Origin of the sequence: uncultured Sphingomonas sp. (assembly GCF_913777625.1) — a bacterium.
In the GTDB taxonomy this organism is placed as follows: Bacteria; Pseudomonadota; Alphaproteobacteria; order Sphingomonadales; family Sphingomonadaceae; genus Sphingomonas.
Map to the genome: position 1 here is coordinate 148981 of NZ_CAJYTI010000040.1, position 19329 is coordinate 168309.

The following is a 19329-nucleotide window of genomic DNA, read 5'->3' on the forward strand; positions in this document are numbered from 1 at the left end:
CTGACAGCGCTGTAAGGGTCAAGAGGCGATGCGGATCGGTGAACTGGCGCGACGCACGGGCGTGAGCGTGCGGATGCTGCGCTATTATGAAGCAGAGGAATTGCTTTCGCCTGAGCGAACCTCAGCGGGCTATCGCGACTACCCCGCCGATGCTGTCGGGACGGTCGAGACCATCCGGCTGCTCGGGCAGGCGGGCATGACCCTGCCGGTCATTCGCCACTTTCTTCCCTGCACGCTCCATGCACGCGGCGCGTTCGAGCCTTGTGACGAACTTCGCGGCATCCTCCTGGACCAACTGGCGGCCGTCGATCAGCGGATGGCATCACTCAAGGAGAGCCGAAACAGGCTGGAGAGCATTTTGTCGCAGCTTTAGCGCCCAAGCTCGTCTCGCGCGATATTCCGGATTTGCCATCCTTTTCGGGACGCTTGCGAAAAGTAGCTCTCGGCAAAACACGTCATTCGGCGAACTCTTTTCAAATGACTGCTTCGTCCCAAGCCAAGTCAAACCTACCGCCATTGGCGCTCACTAATCGGTCGCGCCTATGCTTATCCGCCGTTGGGCAGCCCTCCTGACCACTATTTCCCAATGATCTGAGTGCCCAACGCTTTCACCTCGGGTACGCCAGTCCCCACCGCCTTGAAACGCTCGCTTCGCCGTCCACCCGCCTCGGCGAGGACACGAATCTCCGGGAAGCAGCCAAGTGTCGCCGCCCGGCTCGATCCGTGCGCAACGAACCTGTGGGAGAATCGTCAACGCGTGATGTAGCACCCTTACCGGGCTCTCCCGTTGGCCTTGCAAGGCCCATCCCAGGGCGTGCGGTAGCGGACAAGCGCTGCCGGCTCGTCCGTCTGGATGATGGAGACGCCGGCGGCGCAAAGCCGCCCCCACACCGCGTCCGGGTCGCGTAGCGCATCAACATCGCTGAAGCCGCCCAGCACGAAGCCGTCGAACAGCGTGTTGACCCACAGCCGCACGCCCAGCGCGCGCGTGCGCAATGCGATGGGCGCAAGGCGCGGCTCGGCCAGATAGGGCAGCTCGATCGCGATCGGGCGGCGGCTGGCCGCCATCTGTGCGTCGACGATCGCCGGCACATCGGACCCGCTGCCGTCGCCGCTGACCGGGATGACCGCGAAGGGTACCCGGTCATAGGGAGCGACCGACGCCAGCGGCAGCGATCCCGTGCCGGCAAAGGTCTTGACGATCACGCCGTCCTGCAGGCCTGCCCGCTCGACCTCCGCCACCACTTCGCCGTAGATTGCGTCCTTGACGTCGAGGTTGAGCAGGATGCGGCCCTTGGCATAGGCCAATATCTCGGCCAGCGTCGGGACCGTCTGGCCGGTGATCGGCTGCGCGGCGCCACCCATGTCCTGGCGCAGGTGGAGCGTCTTGATCTGGGCGAGGGTGAGGTCGCTCACCTTACCATGGCCGTCGGTGGTGCGATCGACGGTCTCGTCATGCACCATCACCAGATAGCCGTCGCGGGTGCGGCGGACGTCGGTCTCCATCACTTCCACCCCGAGCGCGACGCACTGGTCGAGCGCGGCGAACGAGTTCTCCGGCGTGAGGCCGAGGCCGCTATAGGGGGCGGCGCGATGGCAGCCGCGATGGGCGACGATGATCAGCCCGCCCCTCGGGTCGCGCAGGCGACGCATCATGTCGGTGGTGTCCCCCGCCCGGGCGGGGAGGGGCAGCGCGGTGGCGGCGAGCGCTGCGAGCATCAGGGAGCGCAGGGGTTTCATGCACAAATCCGTGGCAAGACAAACAGGCGGGGAAGCCCGACACGGGCTTCCCCAAGGCGCGATTCAGCGGGAGGAACGTCCCCGCCTCACCATTTCTTGCTGACGATCAGCCGCACGTTGCGGCCGAACAGCGGGCGGCCGAAGATCGCGGTGGGCGTCCCCTGCCCGGCCAGGCGGTCACCGGCGGTATTGCCTTCGGTCAGGCCGTGCGCGTTGGTCAGGTTGTCGCCGGCCAGCTGGAAGCGCCAGTCGCCATGCTCGAGCATCGCGCCCAGGCCAAAATAGCCATAGGCGGGCAGCGCCGTGTTGTTGAAGAAGTCGACATAGCGGCGGGTGATATAGTCGTAGCGACCATAGACGCTCAGCCGGTCCGCGCCGAGATGGAAGTCCAGCGTCGGCCGGACGTTGAGGAACAGCTTCGGCTCGCGCAGGATCTGCTTGCCATTGGCCTTGCTGCCGTCGGCGCCGGTATTGCTGCTGAAGTTGAGATATTTCGGGTCCTGCACGGTGACCGAGCCCGCCAGCGAGAAGGGCCCGCCCAGCTGGATCTGGCCGTCAGCCTCGACCCCCTTGTTCTGCGCAGTGCCGACGAAGTTGACCGTCTGGTCGCTCCGCCCGGTCTGCGGGTTGAAGGCGGTGAAGCTGGCGTTGAGCGGATCGAACTTGGTGTAAAAGCCGGTGACGTAGAGATAGGATCGGCCGAACGCCGCCTTGATGCCGGCTTCGTACAGCCGCGCCTTGGTGGGCGCGAGCGACGGCGTCGGGTAGGTCGTGGTCACCGAAGCGGTCGCCGGGATCTCCAGCCGCGAGGCGCGGGCATAGATGCCCAGATGGCGGCTGAAGTCGTAATTGGCGCCGAGCGTCCAGTTGGTCGCCTGGAAGTTGAGCTTGTTCGTGCCCACCGCGCCGGTGAAGGCGCGGGTGGCATCGTCGGCCAGCGTGGTCGGGTCGCCGAGATTGGCCGCGGTGGTCAGTTGGCCGAAGCCGTCATAGCGATACCATTCGTGGCGAATGCCGGCATCGATGCGCAGGCGGTTCGTCACGTCCCAGGTATCGGCACCGTAGAGCGCGATCACCTTGGCATCAAACCCGCCCGCGTTGAGCGAGGCGGCATCGTTCAGCGACCCGCGATCGGTGACATACCCCTTCACCGATCCGTCCGTGCCATAGGCGACGAGATCGAGCAGGCGCGGCTGCGACCGCACTTCCATCAGGTAATTCTGGTAGACCGCAAAGGAATTGACGCCCCACAGCGCGGCGTAGCTGCCGACGCGGACGTCGTGGGTGCCCAGCCCCGTCTCGAACTTGCGCGTGACGCTGAGATCGCCCTGCCCCGAATAGAAGTCGGCGCTGATCGAACGATATTGCGCCTGCACCACCAGCCCCGAGGCGGTGGCGGGATCATAGGCGGTCGCGCCGCCGGTGCCGGCCAGGGCATAGCCCATGCGGGTCACGCCGGCGCCGAAGGCCGCCTGCGCCTTGCTCAGATAGCTGCTGGCGAAGGCCGTGCCGTCCGCCGGGTTCGAAGTGGAATAGAGCGCGTCGAAATCGTTGCGGCCATTGGTGTAGCCGGCCTTGGCGGAGACGTGCCACGCGTCGAAATCGCCTTCATAATCGAGCGCGACATTGCCGAAGCGCATGTGGCGGCCGTTCGAAAGGTCGCCGGTGCGGCTCTGAATCGCGCCAGCTCCGTCGCGATACTTGATCGTCGCCGCCCGCAGCGCCGGCGTGTTCAGCGTGCCGGTGAAATAGTCGATATAGTTGTTGAGACTGACCGACGTGTTGCGCGGATCGGCGGTCGGGATCGACAGATAGAAGAGGTTGTGGTCGTTGGTATACTGGCCGGAGATCTTCAGCGTGCCGTTGTCCAGCGTGCGCAGGATGTTGGCGCGGAGCTGGCCGCCCTTGTCCGACGGGAAGCCATTGTCGCGATAGCCGTCGTTATAGCGATAGAAGCCGCCGACCGCGAAGGTGGTGCGCTTGCCGAGCGGACCTGACTGATAGCCCTCCAGCCGGTACAGCCCGGTGGTCCCCAGCGTCACCTGCGCCTCGCCATGCGGGGTCTGCTCGCCGCTCACCGTAATGACGTTGACGATCGCCGCTGCGCCCGAGGCATAGATCGGCGCCGGGCCGCCGCGCACCACTTCGACGCGATCGGTCATCAGGTCGAAGCGGTTCATGCCGTCGCCCTGGTTGAAGAAGAAGCCGTCCAGTTCATGGAACAGCGGCAACCCGTCCTGCTGGTAGTAGAGATAGCCGCGATCGGTGGGGATGCCGCGCACACGGGTGATGTTCTGCACCTCGCCGCCGGTCTGCTCGACATGGATGCCGGGCAGCGCCCCGACCAGCTCGGTCATGCTCTTCGGCGCCAGCTTGCGCACATCGTCCTGCGACAGCGTGTTGACCGCATAGGAAACGTCGAAGCGGCGCTGGGCGCGCGCCGATCCGGTGACGACGATGTCCTGCGGTGCTTCCACCGAGGCATCGGCCGCACCCGATGGGGCGGGCTGGGTCTGTGCCTGCGCGGGTATCGCCGCCATCCAAAGCGCCGGTACCGCGGCACCTGCCAGCAAAATTCGCTTGGTCATCTGATTTCCCCGTTCTTGCCTGATGCGGGGCGCGTGGCGCTGCTTCGTGACTCTTTTATTTGCTTACATGAAATTAAATCGAATCAGCGGGTCGAGGCAGTAATCGCGTGGATGGGAGCCATGGCGGCGCCGATCACCACCGCGCGGCTGCCGAGCGTGGAGGACAGGATCGCGGGCACCGGCGCCTGATAGCCGCGGTGCCGCGGCGCGCTCAGCTCGGCGATGCGCGCGGCTAGCCTTTCCAGGATGCTGGCCGGCAGGGCGCCGGAAATGAGGACGGCGCCCGGATCCAGCCAGATCGCGCCGCCGATCACGGCCTGCTCGAGCTGGACGGCAACTCGCTCGATCCAGTCGGCGATCAGCGCGGCGTGCGGCACGAGCAGCGCCTCCACGTCGGAAAGCGACTCGATGGCGACGCCGGCCAGGCGAAACGTGTCGATCAGATCGATCCCGGACGGGCGAAGGGCATGACCTGGGAAGAGCTTGCCGATCTCGCCGGCATTGCCATGGTCGCCGCGAAACAGATCGCGGGCGGCGACCAGCCCGCCGCCGATGCCGTGGCCGAGGAACAGTACCAGGATCGAACGATAGCGATCGATGATGCCGGGCTGATAATATTCGGCGAGGGCGGCGGCCGTCGCGTCGTTCTCGATCCAGACCGGCATGTCCAGCACGTCGCCGAACGTCTCGGCGAGCGGAATGCCGCTCCACCCCGAAAGCCGCTGCACCACCGCGCGGCGATTCAGGTCGCCGTCCAGCGCATAGCCTGGCACCGCGACGCCGAGCCCGAGGAACCGCCCGCGGAGGAAGCCATGCTGCGAAACCAGCGCGCGCAGCCGCGAATCCAGCGTGCGGGCGAACACGCGCGGATCAGGGTCATCGAAGGGCAGCGTGTCGTGCAGCAGGGGTTGCCCGCGGAAATCCACCAGCACCAGTTCCAGCCACCCAGGCTGGACCGTCGCGCCGACCGACCAGCCACCGCGACCGGCGATCGTCAGCGGGACCGTCGGCCGCCCGCGCGTTCCATGGTCCTGCGCCTGCAGTTCGGCGATCAGGTCCAGCGCGACAAGTTGCTGCGTCACCCGGGTGATCGTCGCGCTGTTGGTATCGAGCGCGACCGCAAGGTCGATGCGCGGCAGCGCGCCCGCGATGCGCAGATGCAGCAGCACGCGCTTCTGCAACTCGGTCAGCAACAGCTGCGGGCGGGGCACGGCAGGCATGCGCAACCGATATATTTCCATCATGTCAAAAAAACGAAAGCCTCGTCGGGCATCCCGGTCCGATGGCCCTAGCACTTGGTTCCGCTGTCCCCGCCGCGACGCCGCTGACCATGCAGATCGGCTATGCCAGCGGCAATCTCGGCAAGAGCATCCTGTGGGCCAGCTTCGAAAGCTTCCTGCTGTTCTACTTGGTGACCATCGCAGGGTTTTCCGCCTGGCTCGCCGGCGGCGTCCTCGCCGCCGCGATGATCTGGGACGGGCTTGCCGACTTCGCGGTCGCCTATGGAACCGATCGCCACGGCAGGGCCAATGCGCTTGCCTGGCTGGTGGTGGTGGGCGCGCCGCTGGGGGCGATCGGCTTCTGGCTCACCTTCGCGCCGTTCACAGGCCATGCCTGGCCCGCCATCGTCGCCGCGATCCTGCTGTGCCGGCTGGGCTACACCTTGTGCGACATCGGCCACAACACGCTGCTCGTGCGCGTCGCCACGGGGCCGCGCGCAGCATCGCTGGTCTCCGGATTCCGGCTGATCTTCAGCTCGATCGGCGGCGCGCTGGTGGGCCTCGCGGCCGCGCGGTTGCTCGGCATGCGCGATGCCACTGCCCAGCGCGAGGCCTTCGGTGTCTGCGCCGCGATCGCCAGCGCCCTGTACCTCGTCACGCTACTGATCGCAGTGGGCGCGACGCGCCGCCTGCCCGCGCCGGTCCCCGTGTCCGCCAACGCCGCTCTCGGAGAGACGCGTCGCCCATTGTTGCGATCGCTGTGGCGCCAGCCGGGATACGCGCTGCTGCTGGGCCTGATCGCCGTGCAGGCCGGCCTGCTGCCCGCGTTCAACCGAGCGCTGCCCTTTTTCGGCACGGCGGTGCGGGGGGACCCGGCATGGGCCGGCTATGCGCTGGCCATGATCACGCTCGCCCAATCCTTGTCGCTGCCGCTCTGGATGGGTGCGTCACGCCGCCTCGGCCCGCCACGCCTGCTCGCCGTCGCGCATGTGCTGGCGATGACCGCGATGGCGAGCATGATGCTGCTGGCCTTTCTGCACGATGGCAGATGGACCATGTTTCCCCTCGCGCTGCTCGGCACCGCGCAGGCCGGCATGAACATGGCGATCTGGGCGCTGCTCGCGCTCAGCGTTCAATCCCAGTCTTCCAGCTCGATGCGGCTGGAGGCCTTGCCGGTCGGCCTGTTCCTGGCCGTGCTGAAATGCGCGTCCGGCGTGGGGAGTTCGATCATTGCCGCCTTGGTGGGTGGCTCCAGCGCCTGGTCGAATGTCGCTACCGGCGCGATCGCCCTGCCCATGGTCGGCTGCATCGCGATCCTCGCTTTGCTACACTGCACCGCCGCCAGTTTCTCGGTACCTGCGCCGCCACGCTAACCCAAATCAGACCAGCCGAGGATATTTCAAACCTTTGCGCAGTTAGCCCCGCACGATCTCGGAAAGGCAGCGGATGGCAACGGCAATGGCAACACGTTCCACCGCCGCAGCAGACGGCAGCGAGCGCACGCGCGCCACCCGGTGGCTCCAGGCGCTGAACTTCTTCATGGCGGACATGCAGGCCGGGATCGGCCCGTTTCTGGGCGTGTTCCTCCAGCAGCGTGGCTGGACCGCCGGCCCGATCGGCACCGTGATGACCGTCGGCGGGGTCGCGGGCATGGTGATGACGGTGCCGGCCGGGGCCTTCATCGATCATACCGAGAAGAAGCGGCTGGTGGTGATCGTCACCGGCATCTGCACCGTGCTCGCCTCGTTTCTGATTTTGTGGTCGCAGGCCGGGTGGGTGGTGACGATGAGCCAGGTCGCCACCGCGATCGCCGGGGCAGCGATCGGTCCGGCGGTGACCGGGATGACGCTGGGCGTGGTGCGGCAGGCCGGATTCAACGCGCAGAACGGCCGCAACCAGGCCTGGAACCACGCCGGCAACATGATCGGCGCAGGGCTTTCCGGCTGGCTCGGCTGGAAGTTCGGCATGCCGGCGATCTTCTATCTCGCCGCCGTGTTCGGCGCGCTGGCGATCCTTTCGGTGCTAATGATCCCCGAGCGCGCCATCGATCATGCCGCCGCGCGCGGGCTCGAATCGGAGGAGGACGAAGATCATGGCAGCCAGGCGGAGGGCTTCGCCGCGCTGCTGCATACCAAGCCGCTGCTGATCCTCGCCGCCGCGCTGGCCTGCTTCCACCTCGGCAACGGCGCGATGCTCCCGCTCTACGGGCTCGCGGTGGTCGGCGCGGGCAAGGGCGATGCGGCGCTGTTCACCGCGACGACGGTGGTGGTGGCACAGGCGGTGATGATCCTCACCGCACTGCTCGCGATGCGCATGGCGGCCGGCAAGGGCTATTGGCTGGTGCTGCTGATCTCGTTCGCCTCGCTGCCGCTGCGGGGGCTGCTCGCGGGCAGCTTCATCGAGCATTGGGGGGTATGGCCCGTGCAGGCGCTGGACGGGATCGGCGCCGGGCTCCAGAGCGTGGCGGTGCCCGGACTGGTCGCCTGCATGCTGAGCGGCACCGGCCGGGTGAATGTGGGGCAAGGTGCGGTAATTGCGGTGCAGGGGATCGGCGCCTCGCTCAGCCCCGCGATCGGCGGCTGGCTGGCGCAGTCGATCGGCTACCGGCCCGCCTTCTACATCCTCGGCAGCTTCGCGCTGATCAGCCTGGCACTATGGATCGGCTTCGCCGCGATCCTGCGCCCCGCCTGTGCCGGGATGCGACCCGGGCGGGAGGCCTGACGCTCACGCCAGCCGCAACAACCGCATCACCATGGCGCGGATGCGGCCATAATTGCCGTCGCGCAGCGGCCCGAGCACCCCGTGCTGTGCTGGCGGAAGGAAGGCCAGCGGGTGGCCCTCCGGGCGAAACACATAATGGTCGAACCACGCCCGCCACGCGGCGCGCTCGGCGGCGGGACGCTCGGCGATCGCGATCATGGCCAGCAGCATCGTCGTATGGGGCTGGTCGGGGCCGGCGGCGAAGCCGTCCCACCAGAAGTTGACCAGCATGTTCACGCTGCTGGTGGCGTCCACCTGGTGCCACCAGAGCTTGGGGATATAGAGCGCGTCGCCCGGCTCCAGTTCTGCGACCAGCGCGCGGTGCCTGGCACGTTCGAAGCGCGGATAGCGGCCCTCCGGCGCCGCGCTGGACGCCGCGAGGCTGACCGGCTGGCCCGCCATGGTGATATCGATCGGCCCCACATAAAGATCGTCGATCGCGTCGGGCGGGTACAGGGTGAACTGCCGCTTGCCCGCCACCACGCAGGCGACATTGTCCATCGTGTCGTAGTGGCACGCGACCGACGATTCATGCCCGAACCAGAAACGCGGCCGTACCGAAGCCGGGACGAAGGGCAGCGCGGTCAGCGCCTCGATGCCGGGGAGATAGGTCTCGGCGGTGAGCGACCCCATGTAGAGCGTGTCGCGCCCGGGCAAATCGGCGGTTTCGAGGATGCGCCGCAGCGCCTGTGCGAACGGCAGGGTGTGACGCGCGAAGTTGAATGCGCGGACATCGTTCTCGTCGTGGCGATAGCGCCCGGCCATGTCCGGCGGGCCGACGAAGAGATCGGCGCTCTTGCCCGCATCGAAGGCGAGGATCTGCGCCGCCGCCGCTTGGGCGTCGCCACAGCTAACGATCGGCCAATCGCGCGCCGCCCCGCGCAGGACCACGGGCGCGCAACGCTGCATCACCACGTCGCGGAACACGGCGGGATCGAGCAGCGCAGATGCCGCGATGTCCGCCGGAATCGGGTTCACGCGACCGGACCTGCCAGGCGATCATTGTACCGACGCGCCAGCCGTCGGACATGGCCGATCGAGCCGGACTGGGCGTAGGCAAGCTGCAGGTCGCCCTGCCGGAACAGGTCCAGCACGGCAGCGTCGGGCAACGCGTGCAGCCGATCGAGGCTCACCGTGTAGAGCCCGTCCAGCTGGATATAGCTGCCGTCATCGAAGTTCAGATGGATGTCGATCGGCTCCAGCAGCTTGTGGTCCAGCAGGCGCCGGATCGCGGCGTCGGTGGCAGGGAGGCCGGCTTGCAGCGTGCCGAGGGCATGCTGGATCCGCCGCAGCGTCGCACTCGGCGTGCCGTCCGCGTCGAACAGGCGGTCTCCGTCGGGCCCTGCGAACACCGCATGCCCGCGGTCGAGGACGATGCCGTCCTCGAGAAGGTAGAAGCCCTGGCGCTCCAGATCCGCCGGGCGATAGCCGGTCAGGCGGCCATGCTCCCCGCTCAGATTCTCGTTCGGCTTCAGGCCCAGGACCACCCCGGCATAGAAGGATCCGGTCTCCGGGTGCTTGGTGAAGAAGATCGGGAATTCCTGCGCCGCGGCAACGAACTCGGCGCCAACGATCTGCGCGAAATGACGGCGGGCATCGGGCGCCTGCGATACGCGGAGCTCCCCGTGCTGCTCGACGCTCAAGCTCTCCCAATGATCCACCGTTTTCCCCTCCATCGCATGCTGCGCTCGTTTCCGACCCTGTGATGCACCGCCCGATCCGTGCGGCCAAGGGTGATATTTGCTCCGACTTATAAACTTGCATCCGGCTGCGGGTTTGATATTGTTACCGCTAACTTGTCGGCGGCTGGGGGACGTTGCTCCCAGGAAGCCGATGGCGAGTTCACCCGTCGTGATCCCTCACCGCAGAAGGGGCGCGACTTAGAGAGGGGATACTGAGATGGCCTTTACGGTTTCCAAGCACGTCTGCCGTCACCAAATGTTAGCGCTACCATATCTGGCGGGCGCAAGCAGCTTGCTGGCGCTGGTGGCGGCCGCTCCAAGCTATGCCCAGGCCCAGGCGCCGACCACGAGCACGTCGCAGGATTCGCAGACAGACAACGGGAATGCCGCCGAAATCATCGTGACGGGTCTGCGCGGTTCGTTGCAGCGCAACCTCGACATCAAGCGCGAATCGTCCGGCGTGGTCGACGTGATCTCCGCCGAAGACATCGGCAAGTTCCCCGATTCGAACGTCGCCGCGTCGCTCCAGCGCCTGCCCGGCGTGTCGATCCAGCGCTCCGGATCGCGCGGCGAACCGACCGGGATCACCGTCCGCGGCTTCGGCGGCGACTTCAACACGACGCTGTATGACGGCCGCCGCATCTCCACCGCGACCGGCGGGCGACAGATCGACTTCAGCACCGTCGGCGTCGACTTTATCGGACAATTGTCGGTCTTGAAGACGCCCGACGTGTCGGTCGCGTCGAGCTCGATCGGCGCTACCGTCGACATCAAGTTCCCCAACGCGTTCGATCATCCCGGCTTCCGCATGGCGGCGACCGCGTCGGGCTCGATCCAGGATCGTTCGGGCAAGATCACGCCCACCGGCGGCCTGCTGATCAGCGATACCTTCGCCGGCGACACGCTGGGCGTACTGGCCGACGTGATCTACACCAAGCGCGATACCGACACGAACCGCGTCTATGTGTCCGGCTGGCCGGGCGGCAATTTCGCGCCGTGCCAGCTGACCGCCGCCTGCACCACCCAGCAGCTCGCCAACAAGACGCTGCCGGGCTGGTTCCCGCAGCAATATGGCGCCGAGCAGCAGCGCGTCCGCGACGAGCGCGTCGATGCCCGCATCTCGCTGCAATACCATCCCTCGGAAGAGCTGATGGTGACGCTGGACAACAATTTCTCGCGCCAGAACATCACCCAGAACAATTACGCGTTCGGCGTCTGGTTCAACCAGGGCGACCTGCGCAACGTGACGCTGGACAAGAACGGCACCGCGGTCGACTTCACCCAGGCGGGGACGCCGACCGACTTCACCGCCGCGCTCAACAAGCAGATCCTGCAGACCAACCAGACCGGCCTGAACCTCAAATACACTGCCTCCGACAATCTGACGCTGGAAGCGGACGGCGCCTATGCCAAGAGTTGGCTCAATCCCGGCGATGTGATCGGCAGCCAGAATGGCGACATCGGCTATGGCGGCAATCTGGGCAACACGCTGCGCTTCAACGTTACCGGCGACAGCAAGAACAGCTTCCCGACGATCAGCAATTACGGTCCGGCGGGCAATGCCGCAGGCTGGGCGAACACCGCGCTGATCGGCTCGCACGTCACGGTCAACCAGACGCAGCACAATACCGACGACCTCGCGCAGTTCCGCGCGCAGGCGACGTGGAAGCAGGACAATCTGACGCTGAAGGTCGGCGGCCAAGCCTATCAGGACACGTTCAACTTCCGCAACCAGAGCACCTTCACCAACAATTTCTGGCAGGCCTATGCCGGCTATGGTGCGCCGTCGGGTCGCACCTCGGGCATCGCCCCGCTGCCGGCCAGCCTGTACAATGGCTCGATCAGCCTCAACAACTTCATCCCGGGCTTCAGCGGGGCGCTCCCGCCGTCGGTGTTCATCTTCAGCCCGGTCGCCTACCAGAATTATCTCACCGGCCTCGGCAATCCGCAGACCAAGACGATTCCCGGCTTCAACTATGGCAGCGTGAACGGCTTCACCGGCACGTTCGACGAGGCAGTGGACCCCGGCAGCGTGCTGCGGGTGCGGGAGCGCACCTGGTCGCTGTTCTTCAGCGCCAGCTTCAAGGCCGACGTGGCGGGCATGCCGTTCACGCTCAACGCCGGCGTGCGCAACGAGACCACCAACCTGACCGCCACCGGCCAGGGCCGCCTGCCGACCCAGATCGTGACCAGCACGGCCGATCCGACGCTGCTCACCGTGGCCGGCTACACCAACATCCAGGCCGTCACCCAGAACAGCTCCTACTCGTTCCTGCTGCCCAGCTTCGATGCGAAGCTGGAGCTGACCAAGAACCTCGTCCTCCGCTTCGATGCGTCGCGCACCCTCACCCGCCCGACGCTGAACCTGCTGAACCCGGTGCTCAACGTCGGCAGCGGCCAGCGGGTCGGCGCGCTCACTGCCAGCGGCGGCAACCCGAACCTCAAGCCGTACCTCGCCGACAATTTCGACGTCGGGGCGGAATGGTATTACCAGCGCAACTCCTACCTGTCGGTCGGCTTCTTCCTGAAGAACGTGTCGAACTTCATCGTCGGCGGCGTGACGCGGCAGGCGATCAACGGCGTGGTCGACCCGACCACCGGCCAGGCGGCGAGCTTCGCCGTATCGCAGCAGGTCAATGGTCCGGATGCGACCGTGCGGGGCGTCGAACTTGCCCTGCAGCACGTGTTCGGCAATTCGGGCTTCGGCTTCCAGGCCAACGCCACGCTGGTCGACACCAACCGGCCCTATAACGACAAGAACCTGTCGCAGACCGGCTTCGCGGTGACCGGGCTTGCCAATTCGGCGAACTTCGTCGGCTTCTACGACAGGAACGGCTTCCAGATCCGCGCCGCGCTCAACTGGCGCGACAAGTATCTGCTCCAGTTCGGCCAGAACCAGAATACCGGGTCGTTCGGTTCGGAGCCGACCTTCGTCAATCAGAGCTTCCAGGTCGATCTGACGACCAGCTATGATATCTCGAAGAATTTCAGCGTCTTCGCCGAAGCGCTGAACCTCAACAACAACCAGCAGAGCACCCATGGTCGCTACAGCAACCAGCTGCTCGACGTGTTCGATTACGGCCGCCGCTACACGGCGGGCGTGCGGTATCGCTTCTGATACCGTGACGATCGGCTGACCCGGGGCGGGGTGCGCGCGTGCGGACCCCGCCTCCCCTGTTCCGGCCTCGGGCAGACCTATGCGCGAAATCAAGAACATCGTGATTGTCGGGGGCGGCACCGCGGGCTGGCTGACCGCCGGCGCGATCGCGGCCCGCCACCAGGCCCGCCGCGCCCAGGGCTTTACCGTGACCCTGGTCGAATCCCGGACGGTGCCGATCATCGGCGTCGGCGAAGGCACGTGGCCGACGCTCCGGACCACGCTGCGCAAGATCGGCGTTTCCGAAACCGAATTCTTCCGCCAGTGCGACGCCGCCTTCAAGCAGGGCGCACGCTTCAATCGCTGGACGACGGGCGCGGCGGACGACGGCTATTACCACCCGCTGATGCTGCCCCAGGGCTTTGCCCAGACCAACCTGGTGCCGCATTGGCTGGCCAACGAGGCGGACGAGAGCTTCTGCGACGCCGTCACTCCGCAGGGCCGGATCTGCGACGCCGGTCTCGCGCCCAAGACGATCGCGACGGCGGAATATGAGGGCGTCGCCAACTACGCCTATCATCTCGACGCGGGCAAATTCTCCACCTTCCTCCAGCGCCACTGCGTCGACACGCTCGGCGTCCGCCACGTCCTCGCCGACGTCACCGAGGTTCGGCTGACGGAGGGGGGCGACATCGACCGGCTGGAAACGGAGCAGGGCATTATCATTGCCGGCGACCTGTTCGTCGATTGCACCGGCTTTTCGGCGCTGTTGATCGGCAAGGCGCTGGGGGTCGGCCTCCGCGCCTGCAGCGACGTGCTGTTCTGCGACACCGCGCTGGCGATGCAGGTCCCCTATGCCGATCCCGAGGATCCGATCGCCAGCCATACGATTTCCACCGCGCAGGCGGCCGGCTGGATCTGGGACATCGGGCTCCCCACCCGCCGCGGCGTGGGCCATGTCTTCTCCAGCAGCCACACCAGCGCCGACGACGCCGAGCGTGCGCTGCGCGACTATGTCGGTCCGGCGGCGCGCGACCTGTCCGTCCGGCGCCTCGCCATCCGCTCCGGCCACCGCGAGACCTTCTGGAAGAACAACTGCGTCGCGGTGGGGCTCGCCGCAGGCTTCCTCGAGCCGCTGGAAGCCTCGGCGATCGTGCTGATCGAGCTGTCGGCCAAGATCATCGCCGAGCAGCTTCCCGCCTGCCGCGAGGTGATGGACACCGTCGCCCGGCGCTACAACGAGACGACGCTGTATCGCTGGGGCCGGATCATCGACTTCCTCAAGCTCCATTATTCGCTGACCAAGCGCACCGACACCGACTTCTGGCGCGACAACCGGCGCGCGGAGACGATCCCGGATCGCCTGCGCGCGCTGATGGCGCTATGGGACTATCACGCACCCTGGCTGCACGACGAGTTCGATCGGGTCGAGGAAGTCTTCCCCTCGGCCAGCTACCAATATGTCCTGTACGGCATGGGGCACCGCACCCGGGTGGCGCCGGGCAGCTACGAACCGGAGGCCGAGCAGGCGGCGCGCCTGCGTCGCGAGAATCGCGTCTTTACCGAACGCCTGTTGCAGGGCCTTCCCAAGCACCGGACCTTGATCGACCGGATCGTCCAACACGGCCTTCAGCCGATCTGAACCACGGAGCGTGCACATGTCCTGGCGATCTCTTGCCCTCGCCGCAGCACTGGCCGGCACGGCCCTGGCCAGCGCCGCTCACGCCCAGCCGCAGCTGGACGGCGTGATCGGTGCCCACGCCGTGCTCCAGCGCGACCAGCCGATCCCGCTCGCCGGCGCCGCGCGCCCAGGCGAGACCGTGATGATCAGCCTCGCCGGCCACAGCATCAGCGTCACGGCCGGCCGCGACGGACGGTTCTCGGCGACGCTCCCTGCGCTGCCCGCCGGCGGCCCCTTCACGCTGACCCTGGCGGCGCCGAGCGGTGCCACGGTGATCAACGACCTGCTGATCGGCGACGTCTTCCTGTGCTCGGGCCAGAGCAACATGGAAATGAAGGTGCGCGACGCGCAGAGCCTGTTCCCCGAGGCGCATGCCCCGGTCGACCCGCGGCTGCGGCTGCTGACGATCGGCAAGAAGATGGCCGTCCGTCCGCTCGATCGGTTCGACGCGACCCCGGCTTGGGAAATCTCCGGCCCCGAAACCTCCCCCGCCTTTTCCGCTGCCTGTCTCTACATGGCCCAGTCGCTGCGCCATGACGGCGATGTGCCGGTGGGCGCGATCCATTCGAGCTGGGGCGGATCGCGGATCAGCGCCTGGATGAGCGATACCGCGCTCCGCCAGGCGGGCCTCGCCGACGATGCCGAGCTGCTCGCGCTCTATGCCCGTGATCCGGCGGCAGCGACGCGGCGGGCATCGACGATCTGGGAAGCATGGTGGCGCGCCGCGAGCGGCGACGCCGCAGGCGCCGAGCCATGGCAGCCCGATGCCGCGCTCGCCTGGCGGGCTGTGCCCAGCTTCACCAATTTCGAAAGCTGGGGCGTCCCCGAACTGGCCGATTATAACGGCATGCTCTGGTACCAGCGCACCGTCGAGCTGACCCCGGAGCAGGCGCGCGGTGCGGCGACGCTGTCGCTGGGCATGGTCGACGACGCCGATCGTACCTGGGTCAACGGCGCCGGCGTCGGCGGGATGAGCCTTGCCGGCGCGCAGCGCCTCTATGTGCTGCCGGCCGGGACGCTGAAGGCCGGGCGCAACGTCATCACCGTCAATGACGACGACGTCTATGCGCTGGGCGGGATGCTCGGGCCGGTCGACGCGATGCGGCTTACCTTCGCCGACGGCACCGGCATCCCCTTGGGCACGGGCTGGCGCTATGCCATCGCCAAGCGCGTGCCGGGCGCCGCGCCGCGGGTGCCATGGGACGACATCAACGGCGCGGGCACGCTGTTCAACGCGATGATCGCGCCGCTCGCGCCGATCCGCCTCGCCGGCATCGCCTGGTACCAGGGCGAATCCGATACCGGCATCCCAGGCTATGACCGCCGTCTCCGTGCAATGATCGCGGACTGGCGGCAGCGCTTCGGCAGCCCGGCGGCGGCGTTCGTCATCGCCCAGCTCGCCAACTATGGTGCTCCTGCCCTCGCGCCGTCCGAGAGCGGATGGGCCGATGTGCGCGACGCCCAGCGCCGGGTCGCCGCCGAGGATCCGCATGGCGGCCTCGCCGTGACGCTCGACATCGGCGACGCGTCCGACATCCATCCGGGCGAAAAGCGGCTCGTCGGCCAGCGCCTCGCCCAGGCGATGCGGGCGGCACGTGCAGGTGCACGCGATGGACGGGCAGGTCCCGCGATCGGATCGGCCGAACGCCAGGACAGTGCGGTGGTGCTGCACTTCACCGGCGTACAGGGTGGGCTGCACACAAGCGGTTCCGATCAGGCGATCGGCTTCGAACTCTGCGGCGCGGGCGCAGGGAGCTGTCGCTTCGTGGCGGGACGGGCGGCGGGGAGCACCGTAACGATCGCCGGCGACGGAAAACCGGTCACCCGCGTGCGCTATGCCTGGGCGGATGCTCCGGCCACCAACCTTGCGGACGAGGCTCGCCTACCCGTCGGTACGTTCGAGGTGCCGGTGCACTGACGCACCTGAATATCTTCATCCAATCAACGTAATAGAACCAACATCGGAGCATCAACAGGCCGTTGCCAATGCAGAAATCGCCATTATGGTAGCGCTCACATAAACAGAATATCGGGAGAGAAGATGCGCCTCACGCCAAAGGCCGTATTGGTCGCTTCGCTGCTGTCATCCACCCTACCGGCATCGGCCCAGACGGCGCTTCGCCTGGACCGTTCCGATTATTTCGAGGCGCCCGGCGTCAACTGGCTGGTGTTCTCCAACGTCAACGAAGGCCTGTTCGCCGATGCCAAGATCAGCGGCGTCGAGCTGATCCAGCAGGACATCCGCACCGCGACCAATGGCGATATCCGCCTCGCCGCCACCCCCGGCCAGTGGGATCCGGCCGGCGCCTTCGTATCCCGCCGCGTCGACAAGGCGGCGGGCGTCATCGAAGCGACGCTGAAATATCCCGACTTCCAGTACACCATCCGCGCCGAACGCCGCGGGGCGAGCATCGTGCTGTCCGTACTGCTCGATACCCCGCTGCCGGCCGCACAGGTCGGCAAGGCCGGACTGAACCTCGAGTTCGTGCCCTCCGCCTATTTCCATCACAGCTATACGGTGGACGGCAAGGCGGCACTCTTCCCGCGCTACCCCGCCGACCGGATGATGCTGACGCCGGAGCGCAATGCCGCCAGCGGCCGCAGCGACGGCCCCGGCGCCGAGCCCCTGCCCTTCGCCAGCGGACGCGATCTGGTACTGGCGCCGGAGGATCCCGCCCGCCGCGTCGGTATCCGTACGCGCGACGGCACGCTCGCCGTGTTCGACGGGCGCAACCAGGCGCAGAACGGCTGGTTCGTCGTGCGCCAGCTGCTGCCGGCGGGTCGCACCGGGCGCGTCGTCGAATGGACCTTGGATGCGAACAGCGTGCCCGGCTGGCTGCGGCCGCCGGTGATCGGCCATTCGCAGGTCGGCTACACACCCGAGGGCCCCAAGATCGCCACGGTCGAGCTGGATCGCGACGATGCCCGCACGCTCCAGCCACGCCTGCTGAAACTGGACGCGACGGGCAACTTCGTGCCGGTCCGCACCCCGCCGGCACGCGAATGGGGCCGGTATCTGCGCTACCGCTATCTCCAGCTCGATTTCAGCAAGGTCACCACGCCCGGCACCTATGCCGTCGAGTATGGCGGCACGCGCACGGCGCCCTTCCCCATCCAGCCGGGCGTCCTCCAGGAAAGCTGGAACCTGACCAACGACGTCTATCTGCCGATCGCGATGGACCATATACTGGTCAACGAGGCCTATCGCGTCTGGCACGGCGATCCGCACCGCGACGATGCCCGCCAGGCGCCGCTCAACCACGAGCATATCGACCTGTACCGCCAGGGCCCGACGACCGACACGCCGTTCCAGCCCGGCGAGCACATTCCCGGGCTCGCGGTCGGCGGCTGGCTGGACGCGGGCGATTTCGACATCCGCACCCAGACCCAGTATCAGGTCATCCGCCAGCTGGTCGATGCATGGGAGACGTTCGGCATCGACCGCGACACGGTCTCGGTTGACTGGGAGACGCGCCGCGTCGAGATCCATGTGCCCGACGGGGTTCCCGACATCCTCCAGCAGATCCGCCACGGCAGCCTGCAACTGCTCGCCCAGCAGGACGCGGTCGGCCATGCGATCCACGGCATCGTCGAGCCCGATGTCGGCCAGTATACCCATCTCGGCGACGCCGCGAGCAAGACCGACGGGCTGGTCTATGATCCCAAGCTCAAGCCGTACGAGCGCGCCTATGATTCCAAGGGTGGTCGCAGCGGTACCCCGGACGATCGCTGGGCCTTCACCAGCAAGGCGTCGGCGCTGAACTATGGCTCGGCTGCCGCACTGGCCGCGACCTACCGTGCGTGGAAGGACCGCGATCCGGCCTTTGCCAAGCGGTGCCTCACGGTCGCGCAGAAGATCTGGGCCGGGGAGCACAGCCATGCGCCCGACCTCTTCCAGAACGGCAACACGACCGGCGGCCCACTCGATGTCGAGGAGTTCACCGCCGCCGTCGAGCTGCTCGCCGCCACGCGGGATCCGCAATATGCCGACCGCGTGCAGGCGCTGACGCCGAAGATGCTGCGCGGCTTTACGTTCACCGCGACCACCCTGGTGAAGGCGCTGCCGTTCATGCCCGCAAGCTATCGCGCCACGCTCGAACCGGCGGTGCGTGACTGGGCGGCGAAGGCGCAGGCGATGACGAAGGAGAACCCGTTCGGCGTGCCGATCACCGCGGGCGGCTGGGCCGGCAGCGGCAGCGTGCTCAACTTCGGCCTGACCGGCGATGCCCTGCACCGCGCCTTCCCCGACCTGGTGGATGCGTCGCCGGTGCAGCGCGCGCTCGACTTCCTGCACGGCCACCATCCGGCATCGGATCGCTCGCTGGTCTCGGGCGTCGGCGCGCTGTCGAAGGAGATCGCCTATGGCAACAACCGGGCGGACTTCTCCTTCATCCCCGGCGGCGTCGTCCCCGGCGTGCTGCTGCTCAAGCCCGACTATCCGGAGAACCGCGACGACTGGCCGTTCTTCTGGGGCGAGAATGAATATGTGGTGCCCGAAGGCGCCATGTACCTCACGCTCGCCAATGCCGGTGCGCGGCTGGCCGGCGCCCCGAAATGACCG

12 protein-coding genes are annotated in these 19329 nt (G+C 67.1%); 7 read left to right on the forward strand and 5 right to left on the reverse strand.

Going from position 1 to position 19329, the window contains the following annotated elements; all coding sequences use genetic code 11:
- Positions 1 to 28 precede the first annotated feature (28 nt).
- The gene (locus QZ814_RS18620; protein WP_294335051.1) at positions 29 to 373 is read left to right on the forward strand and encodes a MerR family transcriptional regulator; all 345 of its coding nucleotides are present in this window, start codon (positions 29 to 31) and stop codon (positions 371 to 373) included.
- A gap of 398 nt (positions 374 to 771) precedes the next feature.
- Here the strand turns inward: QZ814_RS18620 and QZ814_RS18625 are convergent, their stop codons facing one another.
- The 3 genes from QZ814_RS18625 to QZ814_RS18635 all read right to left on the reverse strand — a co-directional run bounded on the left by QZ814_RS18625 (position 772) and on the right by QZ814_RS18635 (position 5548).
- Positions 772 to 1740, reverse strand: coding sequence for a glycerophosphodiester phosphodiesterase family protein (locus QZ814_RS18625; RefSeq protein ID WP_294335052.1), 969 nt, complete (start codon positions 1738 to 1740; stop codon positions 772 to 774).
- Between the two features lie 86 nt (positions 1741 to 1826).
- A complete protein-coding gene (locus QZ814_RS18630) occupies positions 1827 to 4328 on the reverse strand; it encodes a TonB-dependent receptor (protein WP_294335053.1) in 2502 nt (833 codons plus the stop codon).
- Between the two features lie 83 nt (positions 4329 to 4411).
- Positions 4412 to 5548, reverse strand: coding sequence for an ROK family transcriptional regulator (locus tag QZ814_RS18635; protein WP_294335054.1), 1137 nt, complete (start codon positions 5546 to 5548; stop codon positions 4412 to 4414).
- 62 nt (positions 5549 to 5610) lie between these two features.
- Here QZ814_RS18635 and QZ814_RS18640 point away from each other — a divergent pair, with 62 nt between their 5' ends.
- Both QZ814_RS18640 and QZ814_RS18645 read left to right on the forward strand, forming a co-directional pair.
- Positions 5611 to 6921 (forward strand): MFS transporter, encoded by a 1311-nt coding sequence (locus tag QZ814_RS18640; RefSeq protein WP_294335055.1) that lies wholly within the window; start codon positions 5611 to 5613, stop codon positions 6919 to 6921.
- A gap of 85 nt (positions 6922 to 7006) precedes the next feature.
- On the forward strand, positions 7007 to 8269 hold the full coding sequence (locus QZ814_RS18645; protein WP_294335056.1) for an MFS transporter: 1263 nt from the start codon (positions 7007 to 7009) through the stop codon (positions 8267 to 8269).
- Positions 8270 to 8272: 3 nt separating this feature from the next.
- Here QZ814_RS18645 and QZ814_RS18650 read toward each other — a convergent pair whose 3' ends face one another.
- Together QZ814_RS18650 and QZ814_RS18655 are read right to left on the reverse strand one after the other, a co-directional pair.
- Complete coding sequence (locus QZ814_RS18650) at positions 8273 to 9286, reverse strand: cupin-like domain-containing protein (protein ID WP_294335057.1); 1014 nt, start codon at positions 9284 to 9286, stop codon at positions 8273 to 8275.
- Entirely contained in the window at positions 9283 to 9969 is a 687-nt protein-coding gene (locus QZ814_RS18655; RefSeq protein WP_294335058.1) for a SapC family protein, read from the reverse strand. The genes QZ814_RS18650 and QZ814_RS18655 overlap by 4 nt, the downstream gene beginning before the upstream one ends.
- A gap of 277 nt (positions 9970 to 10246) precedes the next feature.
- On the opposite strand from QZ814_RS18655, the gene QZ814_RS18660 reads away from it, so the two are divergent.
- From QZ814_RS18660 to QZ814_RS18675, 4 genes are all read left to right on the forward strand, one after another.
- A complete protein-coding gene (locus QZ814_RS18660) occupies positions 10247 to 13108 on the forward strand; it encodes a TonB-dependent receptor (protein WP_294335059.1) in 2862 nt (953 codons plus the stop codon).
- 79 nt (positions 13109 to 13187) lie between these two features.
- Positions 13188 to 14729: a tryptophan halogenase family protein gene (locus QZ814_RS18665; RefSeq protein ID WP_294335060.1), complete on the forward strand. Its 1542-nt coding sequence runs from the start codon at positions 13188 to 13190 to the stop codon at positions 14727 to 14729.
- Positions 14730 to 14745: 16 nt separating this feature from the next.
- On the forward strand, positions 14746 to 16686 hold the full coding sequence (locus QZ814_RS18670; protein WP_294335061.1) for a sialate O-acetylesterase: 1941 nt from the start codon (positions 14746 to 14748) through the stop codon (positions 16684 to 16686).
- 123 nt (positions 16687 to 16809) lie between these two features.
- Positions 16810 to 19326, forward strand: a complete 2517-nt coding sequence (locus QZ814_RS18675; protein WP_294335062.1) for a glycoside hydrolase family 9 protein — start codon at positions 16810 to 16812, stop codon at positions 19324 to 19326.
- Positions 19327 to 19329: the final 3 nt, after the last annotated feature.

Excerpts from the sequence above, each read along its gene's own strand:
- QZ814_RS18620 (WP_294335051.1), top strand. The coding sequence starts at position 29 with ATGCGGATCGGTGAACTGGCGCGACGCACGGGCGTGAGCGTGCGGATG.
- QZ814_RS18625 (WP_294335052.1), bottom strand. The coding sequence starts at position 1,740 with ATGAAACCCCTGCGCTCCCTGATGCTCGCAGCGCTCGCCGCCACCGCG.
- QZ814_RS18630 (WP_294335053.1), bottom strand. The coding sequence starts at position 4,328 with ATGACCAAGCGAATTTTGCTGGCAGGTGCCGCGGTACCGGCGCTTTGG.
- QZ814_RS18635 (WP_294335054.1), bottom strand. The coding sequence starts at position 5,548 with ATGCCTGCCGTGCCCCGCCCGCAGCTGTTGCTGACCGAGTTGCAGAAG.
- QZ814_RS18640 (WP_294335055.1), top strand. The coding sequence starts at position 5,611 with ATGGCCCTAGCACTTGGTTCCGCTGTCCCCGCCGCGACGCCGCTGACC.
- QZ814_RS18645 (WP_294335056.1), top strand. The coding sequence starts at position 7,007 with ATGGCAACACGTTCCACCGCCGCAGCAGACGGCAGCGAGCGCACGCGC.
- QZ814_RS18660 (WP_294335059.1), top strand. The coding sequence starts at position 10,247 with ATGTTAGCGCTACCATATCTGGCGGGCGCAAGCAGCTTGCTGGCGCTG.
- QZ814_RS18665 (WP_294335060.1), top strand. The coding sequence starts at position 13,188 with ATGCGCGAAATCAAGAACATCGTGATTGTCGGGGGCGGCACCGCGGGC.
- QZ814_RS18670 (WP_294335061.1), top strand. The coding sequence starts at position 14,746 with ATGTCCTGGCGATCTCTTGCCCTCGCCGCAGCACTGGCCGGCACGGCC.
- QZ814_RS18675 (WP_294335062.1), top strand. The coding sequence starts at position 16,810 with ATGCGCCTCACGCCAAAGGCCGTATTGGTCGCTTCGCTGCTGTCATCC.